Consider the following 12,231-nt stretch of genomic DNA (forward strand, 5'->3'; position numbering starts at 1 on the left):
GGCGCGCCGTTTCGCGCGACAGCCCATGTTCATGGGGCGAGCGGTCGGGCCTTGGCACAGTCGTTCCCCGGCCCCTCCCCAGCCAAAACTTGCCGATCGGCAAAGCCTGCGCCAGGGAACCTTCCGCCGGAAGCGTCAATCGCAATGGCTAGGCGGCGTCCGGCATGTGCTGCAGCAGCTTGTCGAGCGTGATCGGATAGTTGCGGACGCGCACGCCTGTGGCATTGTAAATGGCGTTGGCGACAGCCGCGCCGACCCCGCAGATGCCGAGTTCGCCGACGCCCTTGGCCTTCATTGGCGAGGACATCGGATCGACCTCGTCGAGAAAGATCACGTCCTGATGCGGGATGTCGGCATGAACCGGCACCTCATAGCCGGCGAGGTCGTGATTGACGAAGAAGCCACGGCGCTTGTCGACCGCAAGCTCCTCCATCAGCGCCGCTCCTGCGCCCATCGTCATGGCGCCGATGACCTGGCTGCGGGCCGTCTTCGGATTCAGGATCCGCCCCGCTGCGCAGACCGCCAGCATCCGCCGAATACGGGTCTCCGCGGTGTAGGCGTCGACGCCCACCTCGACGAAATGCGCCCCGAAGGTCGATTGCTGATGCGTCTCGTCGAGTTCGCCGAACTCGATCGTGTCCTCGCCGCTGAGCGGCCCGCCTTCCGCCGCGCTGGCCAGCGACAGGCTGCGATTGCCGACCTTCACCGTACCGTCGGCAAAGACCGCCTCGGCCGAGTTGATCCCGAGATTCTGCGCCACGGCCTCGCGCAGCTTGATGCAGGCCGCATAGACGCCCGCCGTCGAGCTGTTGCCGCCCCATTGGCCGCCGGACCCGGCGGAAACGGGAAAGGTCGAATCGCCGAGCTTGACCACGACACGGTCGAGACCGACGCCGAGCATCTCGGCCGCGGTCTGGCCGATGATGGTGTAGCTGCCGGTGCCGATATCGGTCATGTCGGTCTCGACCGTGACGATGCCGTTCGCGTCGAGGCGGACGCGCGCACCGGACTTCATCACGATGTTGTTGCGGAAGGCGGAGGCGACGCCCATGCCGATCATCCAGTTGCCCTCGCGCCTGTCTCCCGGCCGCGCCGAGCGACGCGACCAGCCGAAGCGCTCGGCCCCCACCCGAAAGCATTCGTCGAGGCGGCGCATCGAGAACGGGCGCTCCGGCTTCTCGGGATCGACCTGGGTGTCGTTGAGCACCCGGAAGGCGATCGGATCGAGCCCGAGCTTTTCGGCCATCTCGTCCATCGCCATTTCCAGCGCCATCAGCCCCGGAGCTTCGCCCGGAGCGCGCATGGCGTTGCCCTCCGGCAGGTCGAGCTCGGCGAGGCGCATCGCGGTCATGCGATGGGCCCCGGCATAGAGCAACCTCGTCTGCTGCACCGCGACCTCCGGTCCGCCACCCGGCTGGTCGCCGGACCAGCTCTCATGGCCGATCGCGGTGATCTTGCCGTCGCGGGTCGCGCCGATGCGGATGCGCTGGATCGTGGCCGGGCGGTGCGTCGTGTTGTTGACGATCAGCGGCCGCGACAGCGCGACCTTGACCGGCCGCTTTGCCAGCCGCGCGCCGAGCGCCGCCAGCAGCACGTCGGAGCGCAGGAAGAGCTTGCCGCCGAACCCGCCGCCGATGAAGGGCGAGACGATGCGAATCCTGTCCTCGGGGATGCCGAGTGTGGTCGCCATGTCGGTCACGCCCCAGGCGACCATCTGGTTGGAGGTCCAGAGCGTCAGCCGCTCGCCCTCCCAGGCCGCGAGCGTGGCATGCGGCTCCATCATCGCGTGGCTCTCGTCGGGCGTCGTATAGGTTGCGTCGAGCGTCACCGGCGCCTGCGCGAAGGCGCCCGCGAAATCGCCGACCTGCGTGTCGTCGAGGCTGGGATCGTCGCCCTCGGGCTTGGCGGCCCCGTCTTTCGCCTCCGCGAGGTCGAAAGCACCTTCGGCCGTCTCGTAGCTCACCTTGACCAGGGCTCCCGCCGCGCGCGCCTGCTCGAAGCTCTCGGCGATGACCAGCGCCACGGCCTGGTGATAATGGGCGACCTCGGGGCCGGCGAGCAGCGGCGCGGTGTTGCGCTTGCCCTTCTTGAGCGGTCCGGCCTCCTTGGCCGTCAGCACGGCGATCACGCCCGGCGCCCGGCGCGCGGCCTCCGTGTCCATCGCGGTGATCCGGCCCTTGGCGATGGCGGCACCGATCACATGGCCATAGGCCTGGTTCGGCACGACATCGTGCTGCTCATAGGCATAGCGCGCCGTGCCGGTCACCTTCCGTGTCCCGTCGATGCGATCATGGGGATGCCCGACGACCTTCAGCCGGTCGATCGGGTTCTCGGTGGCAGGCTTGTCGAACTTCATGGCTTCAGCCCCTCGCCTGGGTCAGCACCGCCGCGAGCGTGCGCTCGACCAGCGGCAGCTTGAATGCGTTCTCATGGGTCGGCTTCGCGTCGGCGAGCAGCGCCGCCGTGGTCGCCTTCGCCCCGCGCGGCAGTTCGGCTTCCGCCGCCTCCACGCGCCAGGGCTTGGGCGCAACGCCGCCTACGGCCACGCGCCCGCTGCCGTCCCGCTGCACGATCGCGGCGACCGAGATCAGCGCGAAGGCGTAGGAGGCCCGGTCGCGCACCTTGCGATAGATCTGCACCCCGCCGACCGGCTTCGGCAACGTCACGGCGGTGATGAGTTCGCCTGGCTCCAGAACGGTCTCGACATGCGGCGTATCGCCAGGCAGCCGGTGCAGATCGGCGACCGGCACGGAGCGGGTCGAGCGATCCGGCTTCACCGTCTCGACCTGCGCGTCCAGAACCCGCATCGCCACGGCCATGTCGGAGGGATGCGTCGCGATGCAGGCGTCACTGGTCCCCACGACGCCGAGCTGGCGCGTGAAGCCGCCGATCGCCGAGCAGCCGCTGCCGGGCTCGCGCTTGTTGCAGGGCTGGGCTGTGTCGTAGAAATAGGGGCAGCGCGTCCGCTGCAGCAGGTTTCCAGCCGTGGTTGCGCGGTTGCGCAATTGGCCGGACGCTCCCGCCAGCAGCGCCCGCGACAGCACGCCGTAGTCGCGCCTCACCCGCTCATCGGCTGCCAGGGCCGTGTTGCGCACCAGCGCGCCGATCCGCAACCCGCCCTCCGGCGTCGGCTCGATGGTGTCGAGGCCGAGTCCGTTGACGTCGATCAGATGGTCCGGCGTCTCGATCTGAAGCTTCATCAGGTCAAGCAGATTGGTGCCGCCCGCAATGAAGCGCGCGTGAGGCTTGCTCGCAGCTGCGGTCGCGGCCTCGGCCGGCGACGTCGCCTTCTCGTAGCTGAAGGCCTTCATGCCCGCCTCCCCGCCACGTCGGTCATGGCCTCGACGATGTTGGAATAGGCGCCACAACGGCAGATGTTGCCGCTCATGCGTTCGCGGATCTCGAGTTCCGTCACGGCCGGCGCCGCGGTCAGGTCGGTGGTGACATGGCTCGGGATACCGGCCTTGATCTCGTCGAGCACGGCGACGCCGGAGCAGATCTGCCCGGGCGTGCAATAGCCGCACTGGAACCCGTCATGTTTCACGAAGGCGGCCTGCATCGGGTGCAGCGCATCGACGCTGCCGAGCCCCTCGATCGTGGTGACCTCGGCGCCCTGGTTCATGATCGCGAGCGTCAGGCAGGAATTGATCCGCTGCCCGTCGACGATCACCGTGCAGGCACCGCACTGGCCATGGTCGCAGCCCTTCTTGGTGCCGGTCAGCTTCAACTGCTCCCGCAGCAGGTCCAGCAGGGTCGTGCGCGTATCGACGGAAAGAGAGCGCTGCTCGCCGTTGACCCGCAGCGACACCGCGGCGGTAACGGGCTCTCCACGCGGAGCGGGTTGCGCCCGCGTCGGCCCGGTCGTCGCGGGGAGTGCCGCGCAGGCGCCGGCCACGACCATGAGGTCGCGCCTGTTCAATGTGATGTCTCCCGGAGTGGGCATATCCGGCTCCAATGTCGGTCAAGAACGGTGGGAAGGGTCTGACGGCGGTGTCGTTCGCGAAGGTGAACCACCGAGATCGCGGCTGGTTCATTGTGTTGCGTCGCTGCGCCGCACACGAGTTCGTCAGAGCGCACGCCTCACCCGACGCAGGAACCGGTTTGGGCGTCGCCCTCCTGCACCGCCGCCGTCCGAGAGGCTGCCAGCCGCTTCGCCGACCGCAAGCCGACGCCAAGCCACCGGCCGCCGCTGCCCGGCGCGCTCGACAACAGCATGGGCGTATGCCCTGCGGGAGTATCGCGAGCGTCGGGAGGTCTGCATCTTGCAGGAGCAGCACCGCACCCCACGCTGATTCGGACGTTAGATCGCCATGACCCCAGGACGGATCCGCATCGCGGTCGATATCGGCGGCACCTTCACGGATCTGGAATTCTACGACGAAGCGAGCGGCGAGACCCACAGCTTCAAGGCCGCCACAACGCCCGACGACCCGTCGCGGGGGTTGATGGATGCGATTCATGGGGCTGCGTCGCGCTGGGGCTTTGCGCTCTCCGATGTCGCCTTCCTGATGCATGGCACGACGATCGCCACGAATGCGGTGCTGACGCGCAACCTGCCCGAAGGCGCGCTGATCACGACGGCCGGCTTCGAGGACGTGCTCGAGATCGGCCGTCACGCCCGCAAGGAGATCTACCGCCTCAAGCCCGAGCCGCCGGCCGTGCTGGTGCCGCGGCGGCGGCGCTTCGGCGTGGTCGAGCGGATCGGGCCCGCCGGCGAGGTGCTGACCGCTCTCGACGAGGCCAGCGTCGAGGCGGCGATCGACCGCGTCGCGGCCTCGGGCGCGAGCGTCTGCGCCATCGCGCTGCTCAACGGCTTCACCAACCCCGCCCATGAGATCGCGATCCGCAACCGGCTGCTGGCGCGGCTGCCGGATCTGGCGGTGTCCTGCTCTCATGAGGTCTCGCCGGAGATTCGCGAGTTCGAGCGGACCTCGACGACGGTCCTGAACGCGCTGCTGATCCCGGTGGTGCGACGTTATATCGACGCGCTGCTGGCGCGCATCGCGGCCGAGGGGCTGACCGCGCCGCTCTATCTCGTGCAGTCCAATGGCGGGGCGACCACGCCGCGCGCGGCCGGCGAGGCGCCGGTCAAGCTCCTGCTCTCGGGCCCGTCCGGCGGCGTGCTGGCGGCCGAGGGCGTCGCGCGCCAGCTCGGTTTCCCCAATGTCGTGGGCGTCGACATGGGCGGCACGAGTTACGACGTCGCCGTCATCCGCGAGGGCCGCCGAGCCGTCGTCGCGCAGGGCGACATCGATGGCCTGCCGGTGCGCGTGCCCATGGTCGACATGCGCACCATCGGGGCCGGGGGTGGCTCGATCGCCTCGCTCGACGCGTCAGGCCGCCTCCAGGTCGGGCCGCGCAGCGCCGGCGCGAGGCCGGGCCCGGTCTGCTATGGCCGCGGCGGCACCGAGCCGACCGTCACCGACGTCAACCTGATCCTCGGTCGGCTCGACCCCGTGACCTTCCTCGGCGGCGAATTCGCGCTCGATCTCGACGGGGCCCGCGCGGCGCTGGACACTCGCATCGCCGGCCCGCTCGGGCTCGACCGCGACCGCGCGGCAGCCGGCATCCTCGCCGTCGTCGTCGCCAAGCTCGCCGGGGCGATCAAGCTGTCGCTGTTCGAGCGCGGGCTCGATCCGCGCGACTTCGCGCTGATGTCCTTCGGCGGGGCCGGCGGACTCCATGCCGTCGAGGTCGCCGAGGAACTCGGCATGACCACGGTGATCTTCCCGAAGGACCCCTCGACCTTCTCGGCCCATGGCATCCTGCAATCCGACATCGTCCACGATCTCGCGCGAACCCGCGTGCTGCAGCTGAAGGCCGGCGCCGCGCCGGCTTTCGCCGCGCTTGCCGGCGAGCTGTTGCGCGAGGGCGAGGCGCTTCTGGCGGCAGACGGCTTGCCCATGGAGCAGCGCCGTCTCGAACTCGCGGCCGATCTGCGCTATCGCGGCCAGGCCTTCGAGCTTCTGGTGCCGCTGGACGAGGTCCCGCAGGACGACGCCGCGCTCGCGCGGCTCTGCGGGCGCTTCCACGAGGCGCATCGGCAGCGCTTCTCCTTCGATGACCAGAACGAGACAGTCGAACTGGTGACGCTGCGGCTGGCCGCGATCGGCCGGCTCGGCGGTGTGGCGGCAGCCCGGGCGCCCGCTTCCGGCGTCGCGGCGCCCCTCCGCGAGCGCGCGGTCCATCTCGACGGAGCCTGGACGACCGCCCCGGTCTTCGAGCAAGGGCGGCTCGGATCCGGCGCCGAACTCGATGGGCCGGCCATCGTGGAACAGGCCTATACGACCCTGATCATCCCGAGCGGGTGGCGGGTCACCGTGCGGCCATCGGGCGACCTGGTCGCGACCCGGGAGACGCAGTCATGAGCCAGGCCGTTTCGAAGGTTGATCCCGTCCTCCTCGAGATCGTCTCGCATGCGCTGGTCTCGGCGGCCGAGGAGATGTCGATCACGGTCTGGCGCACAAGCCGCTCGACGACGGTGCGCGAATTGCTCGACTATTCGACGGCGGTGTTCGACGGCGAAGGCCGCAACATCGCCCAGGCGGCGCGCATGCCGGTCCATCTCAATTCGATGGAGCTCTGCCTGCAGGAGATCATCACCCGGCATCTGCCGCTGGAGCGCTGGCGCGAGGGCGATGTCGTCGTCACCAACGATCCCTATTGCGGCGGCCAGCATCTGCCGGATTTCCTCGCCTTCAAGCCGGTGTTCGTCGAGGGGCGGCGCATCGCCATCACCTGCGTGCTGATCCACCATGTCGATGTCGGCGGTGGCGCGGCCGGCGGCTACAACGCCCATGCCGTCGAGATCTTCCAGGAGGGCCTGCGGCTGCCGCCGGTGAAGATCGTCCGCAAAGGCGAAATGCAGGACGATCTCTTCGCCACCATCCTGCAGAATGTCCGCGAGCCCGAGACCTTCCGCGGCGATTTCCTCAGCCAGATCGCAGCGCTCGAGGTCGGCGCCAGGGCGATGCGACAGCTCGCGGCGCGCTATGGCGTCGACACGCTGCGCCAGGTCGGGCAGGCCCTGCTCGACCATTCCGAGACGGCGATGCGCGCCGCGCTGACCGCGCTGCCCGACGGGATCTACCAGGCGGAGGACTTCGTCGATGGCGACGGCATGGAGGCCGGGCAGAAGCGCATTGCGGTGACGCTGACGATCGCGGGCGACAGCCTGACGGTCGATTTCGAGGGCTCCTCGCCCCAGGCGCGCGGGCCTATCAATGCGACGATGGCGACGACCCGCTCGGCGGTCTACTACGCCGTGATCGCGGCGTCGGGCATCGAGGCGACCGCCAATTCCGGCTGCTACCGGCCGATCACCGTCAGCGCGCCCGATGGGCTGCTCGTCAGCGCCCAGTTTCCCGCGCCGGTCTCGATGCGCATGCTGACCGGCCACCGGATCGCGACCGCGGTGCTGAAGGCCTTCGCGCAGGCGATCCCCGAGCGCATTCCCGCCTCCTATTACGGCGTGACCTTCAATCACGCGGTCAATATCCGCCATGCCGATGGCCGCCGGCAGGTCTATTTCGACGCCGAGATCGGCGGCTGGGGCGGCCATCCCGAAGCTGACGGCCCCTCGGGTCTCTCGGCCGGCTTCCACAACGGCCAGAACACGCCGATCGAGATGATCGAGGCGATCTTCCCGCTCCGTTTCACCCATTACGGCTTCCTGCCTGGTTCGGGTGGTGCTGGGAAGATGCGCGGCGGCCTCGGGCTGGTCAGAGAATGGCGCTTCATCGCCGAGCACGGCCTGCTCAACGCCTCCTTCGACGCCTTCGCCTCGCAGCCTTACGGGCTGGCCGGCGGCGAGCCCGGGCGCGGCGGGCGCCTCAGCCTGATCCGCGACGGACAGGTCACGGAACTGGCGGCCAAAACGATCGGCTGCGTGCTGAAGACCGGCGACATCGTCCGCATGGAGACGCCGGGCGGCGGCGGCCATGGCGACCCCCGCGAGCGCGATCCCGCGGCCATCGCCGCCGACAGGGCCGACGGGTACGTGTCGTGACCGGCGCGCCCGGGTGGCGGGACTATTGCATGGCAGGCCTGACGCGTGGTCACATGCGTCGTGACGCGCAGCGGGCGCACCGGAGACCGGCCTTGATGACGACGACCACCCGCCCGCGCAGCCCGGCGCGTCCATGAGCGACCTCGTCCGCCTGCTGCCCGACGAGCCGCTGCCGCAGCGCATCTCGCGCATCCTGGCTTGGGCCGCGGGCGCGATCGTTCTCGTCGGCTGCAGCTTCCTCATCACCATCGACGTGATCACGCGCTTCCTGTTCAAGCGCGGAATGGTCGAGAGCTTCGAGATCTCGGGCTATGCGCTGGCGGCCTGCATCGGGCTCGGGCTGGCCTTCACCGTGACCTCCAAGGCCAATATCCGTGTCGACATCCTGCTCGACGTGCTGCCCGGCAAGGTCCGGATCGTCTGCGACATCATCGCCTCGCTGGCGCTGGCGCTGATCGCCGCGGCGCTGGCCTGGTTCGCCTGGGGCACGCTGGCGCAATCCTGGGCCCTGAATGCCAAATCGGTGTCGCAGCTGCAGACGCCGATGGTGATCCCGCAGGGCATCTGGTGCGTCGGCCTGGTCTGGTTCGCCTGCATGGCGGTGCTGATCCCGATCCAGGCGATCGCCCGTCTGATTGCGCATGACCGGGCCGGCTTCGACGCGCTGATCGGTTCGCTGCGGGTGACCGAGGAGATCGAGCAGTCCGGCGTCGAGAACCCGGCCGCCGGCGCGGAGTCGCGCTCGTGATCGGGACTGCACTGTCCCTGCTCGTCGCGCTGGTCGCGCTGAGCATCCCCGTCGCCGCCGCCCTCGCCCTGATGGCCTATGTGCTGCAGGCCAACTACGCCTTCTTCCCGATGACCGGCGCCGTGGGCGAACTGGCCTGGAACTCCTCCAACGACTTCATCCTGATCGCCGCGCCGATGTTCATCATGATGGGCGAGCTGATGCACCGCTCAGGCATGAGCGAGCGCCTGTTCAGCGCGCTCTCGCCCTGGTTCGCCCGCGTTCCCGGCCGGCTGATCCATACCAACATCGCCGCGAGCGCGATCTTCGCGGCGACCTCGGGCTCGTCGGTGGCCACTGCCGCCACGATCGGCACGGTCGCGATCCCCAATATGGACAAGGGTGGCTACAACCGGCCTCTATTTTTGGGCTCGATCGCGGCCGGCGGCACGCTCGGCATCCTGATCCCGCCCTCGATCAACATGATCATCTATGCGGTGCTGACCGACACCTCGGTGGCCGATCTCTACGCGGCGGGCTTCATTCCCGGCTTCCTACTCGCCGGGCTGTTCTCGCTGATGGTGCTGGGCCTGGCGCTTTACAGGCCGGAATGGGCCGGCCCGAAAGTCGACAGTGCTGATCTCTGGCGCCAGCGCGTCTCGGGCCTGCGCCATCTCATCCCGCCGCTGGGGCTGTTCCTCGTGGTCGTCGGCTCGATCTATGCCGGCATTGCGACGCCGACGGAGGCCGCCGCGCTCGGCCTGATGGCGACGCTCGGCCTCGTCGCCGCCAACCGCCAGCTGACCTTGCCAGTGCTGCTGCGCGCCTTCGAGGGCACGGTGCGGACGACCTGCATGGTGATGCTGATCGTCATCGCAGCTTTCTTCCTCAACTTCGTGATGGTCTCGATCGGGCTGGTGAAGGCGATCACCGATCTCGTCTTGGCGCTGGGCTGGCCGCCGCTCGGCATGCTGATCGCGATCGTCGTGTTCTATCTGATCCTCGGCTGCTTCATGGAGACGCTGTCGATGATGATCGCGACGACGCCGGTCGTCGTCCCCGTGATCACGGCGCTCGGCTACAGCCCCGTGTGGTGGGGCATCATCTTCGTGATCCTGATGGAGGCGGCGCTGATCACGCCCCCGGTCGGGCTCAACCTCTATGTCGTCCAGGCCGTGCGCGGCAAAGGCAACTTCATGGATCTGTGCATCGGCGCGCTGCCCTTCGTCCTGGCAATGCTGGCGATGATCGCGATCCTGATCACTTTCCCGCAGCTGGCGCTCTGGCTACCGACCATCCTGAACCCGAAAGCCGGCGGCTGAGGCCGCCAGAACCCGCCCGAAGAAGGAGAAGCTTGCGATGAAACGCCTGATCCCGATCGCCGCCTTGGCCGGCACCCTCCTCTGCGGCGCCGCGCACGCCCAGGGCCTGCCTGCGACGAGCTTCAACGTCGTCGGCAGCATCGGCAATCTGTCGATGTACACCAACCGCGAGGTGCCGTTCTGGAACGAGACGGTGCCGAAGGAATCCGGCGGCGCCATCAAGGTGCAGGTCAAGCCCTTCACCGAGCTCGGCTTCAAGGGGCCCGAGATCTTCCGCCTCGTCTCGGCCGGTACGCTGCAGTTCGCCACCACGGTGCTGAACTACAATTCGGGCGAGGTCCCGATGAACGAGGCCACCGATTTGGTCGGTCTCGTCGGCTCGGTCGAGGAGCTGCAGAAGGTCGTCGACGTCTTCCGCCCGACCTACGCCAAGTTCCTCGAGGAGAAGCACGGCCTCAAGCTGCTCGGCTTCGGCACCTATCAGGCGCAGGTGATCTATTGCCGCGACGCCTTCACCAAGGTGGCCGACCTCAAGGGCCGCAAGATCCGCGCCTCGGGCGCCTCGCAGCAGGCCTTCGTCAGCCATATCGGCGGCTCGCCGATCAACCTCGCTTTCGCCGAAGTCCAGCCGGCGCTTGCCAGCGGCGTGATCGACTGCGCCATCACCGGCGCGCTTTCCGGCTATCGTTCCAAATGGCATGAGAGCGCGAAGTTCATCTCGCCGATGCCGATCAATTTCGGCCTCTCCGCCCAGCTCGCCAATCTGAAGTGGTGGAACACGCTCGATCCGAAGGTGCAGGCCTTCCTGACCACCCATCTGCGCAAGCTGGAGGATTCGATCTTCGACCAGGCTAAGACCGAGACCCAGACCGGTCTCGACTGCAACACCGGCAAGGCCTGCAGCGAGGGCACGCCCGCCAATATGAAACTCGTGCCGGTGACGCCGGAGGACGAGGCGCTGCGCAAGGACGCGCTGACCAAGGTCATCCTGCCAGCCTTCGCCGGTCGCTGCGGCGCGGACTGCGTCACCACCTGGAACGGGACGATCGGCGCCTTCCTGAAGATCAAGATCTAGTCGAGAGACCGCCATGCACCGCTTGCCCAAGGGCGGTGCATGGTGCCTATCGCAGGATCGGTTCAGGATGCCGCGAGCCGTCGGCACGAGCGACGGACGACCAGTTCGACCGGCAGGAGCTGCTGCGGCTCCACCGGCTGACCCGCAACCATAGCCATCAACGTCCTCGCCGCGAGGTTGCCGATCCGGCCCGTGGGAACATGGACGGTCGTCAGGCCCGGCGAGACATGGGCGGACATGTCCAGCCCATCGATGCCGATGACGCTGAGGTCCTCGGGAACCGCCATCCCGCGAGCGTGGGCTTCCTCGAGGCAGCCGATCGCGAAAACGTCGATGCCGCCGATCAGCGCGGTGGGGCGATCCTCGAGGTCGAGCAGCATCGCACATCCGGCCCGCCCGCCGGCGAGGGTCAGCGACTGCTCGACGACGAGGGGGTCCGGCAGCGAAAGGCCAGCCTCTTCCAGCGCCTGCCGAGCACCGGCGAGCCGGGCCCTCTGGCGATCGTTGAACTGTGTATGGCCGACGATCATGCCGATGCGGCGGTGTCCGAGGCTGATCAGATGCTCCGCCGCCAAACGGCCCGCCATCGCGTTGTCGATGGTGACGGCGGTAAAATGACCGTCGCCGCACCAGGTCAGGACCACAGGAAGGCGAGAGCTGCGCAGCAGAGCCGTCGTCTCCGGCGCCCGTTCGGCCCCGACCAACATCAGGCCGTCGACACCGCGTCCGAGCAGAGCGCGCACCGCCTGCGTCTCGGCCGCTGGGCTGGCCTCGTGCGAGGCGACGAGCAGCAGATAACCCGACTGGGCCAGCGTTGCCTGCATCGCTTGGAGGGCACGCGCGAAGATGGCGCTGTCGAGAGTGGGGACAATCGCGCCGATCGTCATGGATCGGCCCGAGGCGAGCGCCCTCGCCGCACCATCGGGCAAATAGCCGAGGCGCTGGGCACTGGCCCTGACCCGGGCGAGCGTGTCAGGCGAGAGCAGCTCGGGCTGGGCGATGGCACGCGACACCGTGGCAGCGGATACGCCGGCATCCCGGGCCACATCGCTCAGCTTGACGCGCGCAGCGCTCACCGGCGCCCCCATGAAATTTCTTT

Annotated in this window: 9 protein-coding genes; 5 read left to right on the forward strand and 4 right to left on the reverse strand. The window is 68.5% G+C overall.

The window, feature by feature from the left end:
* Window positions 1–148: 148 nt before the first annotated feature.
* From paoC to paoA, 3 genes are read right to left on the reverse strand one after another with little or no spacing between them, the layout of a single operon-like run.
* The gene (paoC, locus tag ACFPN9_RS20730; RefSeq protein WP_066722327.1) at window positions 149–2,356 is read right to left on the reverse strand and encodes an aldehyde oxidoreductase molybdenum-binding subunit PaoC; all 2,208 of its coding nucleotides are present in this window, start codon (window positions 2,354–2,356) and stop codon (window positions 149–151) included.
* A 4-nt stretch (window positions 2,357–2,360) separates the two neighbouring features.
* Complete coding sequence (locus ACFPN9_RS20735; protein ID WP_066722329.1) at window positions 2,361–3,311, reverse strand: FAD binding domain-containing protein; 951 nt, start codon at window positions 3,309–3,311, stop codon at window positions 2,361–2,363.
* Window positions 3,308–3,943 carry an aldehyde dehydrogenase iron-sulfur subunit PaoA gene (gene paoA / locus ACFPN9_RS20740; protein ID WP_082733245.1) on the reverse strand — a complete coding sequence of 212 codons (636 nt, stop codon included), beginning with the start codon at window positions 3,941–3,943 and terminating at the stop codon, window positions 3,308–3,310. Before paoA ends, ACFPN9_RS20735 begins: the two co-directional genes overlap by 4 nt.
* A gap of 367 nt (window positions 3,944–4,310) precedes the next feature.
* Between paoA and ACFPN9_RS20745 the strand changes: the two genes are divergently transcribed.
* The 5 genes from ACFPN9_RS20745 to ACFPN9_RS20765 all read left to right on the forward strand — a co-directional run bounded on the left by ACFPN9_RS20745 (window position 4,311) and on the right by ACFPN9_RS20765 (window position 11,132).
* Entirely contained in the window at window positions 4,311–6,368 is a 2,058-nt protein-coding gene (locus ACFPN9_RS20745) for a hydantoinase/oxoprolinase family protein (RefSeq protein WP_377817543.1), read from the forward strand.
* Window positions 6,365–8,008, forward strand: coding sequence for a hydantoinase B/oxoprolinase family protein (locus ACFPN9_RS20750; protein WP_066722336.1), 1,644 nt, complete (start codon window positions 6,365–6,367; stop codon window positions 8,006–8,008). Before ACFPN9_RS20745 ends, ACFPN9_RS20750 begins: the two co-directional genes overlap by 4 nt.
* A 133-nt stretch (window positions 8,009–8,141) precedes the next feature.
* On the forward strand, window positions 8,142–8,756 hold the full coding sequence (locus ACFPN9_RS20755) for a TRAP transporter small permease subunit (RefSeq protein ID WP_066722338.1): 615 nt from the start codon (window positions 8,142–8,144) through the stop codon (window positions 8,754–8,756).
* The gene (locus ACFPN9_RS20760) at window positions 8,753–10,057 is read left to right on the forward strand and encodes a TRAP transporter large permease (RefSeq protein ID WP_066722340.1); all 1,305 of its coding nucleotides are present in this window, start codon (window positions 8,753–8,755) and stop codon (window positions 10,055–10,057) included. The genes ACFPN9_RS20755 and ACFPN9_RS20760 overlap by 4 nt, the downstream gene beginning before the upstream one ends.
* 37 nt (window positions 10,058–10,094) lie before the next feature.
* A complete protein-coding gene (locus ACFPN9_RS20765) occupies window positions 10,095–11,132 on the forward strand; it encodes a TRAP transporter substrate-binding protein (protein WP_066722342.1) in 1,038 nt (345 codons plus the stop codon).
* Between the two features lie 62 nt (window positions 11,133–11,194).
* Here ACFPN9_RS20765 and ACFPN9_RS20770 read toward each other — a convergent pair whose 3' ends face one another.
* Entirely contained in the window at window positions 11,195–12,208 is a 1,014-nt protein-coding gene (locus ACFPN9_RS20770; RefSeq protein WP_197426655.1) for a LacI family DNA-binding transcriptional regulator, read from the reverse strand.
* Window positions 12,209–12,231 lie beyond the last annotated feature (23 nt).

It is taken from the genome of Allobosea massiliensis, assembly GCF_042655245.1.
In the GTDB taxonomy this organism is placed as follows: Bacteria; Pseudomonadota; Alphaproteobacteria; order Rhizobiales; family Beijerinckiaceae; genus Allobosea; species Allobosea massiliensis.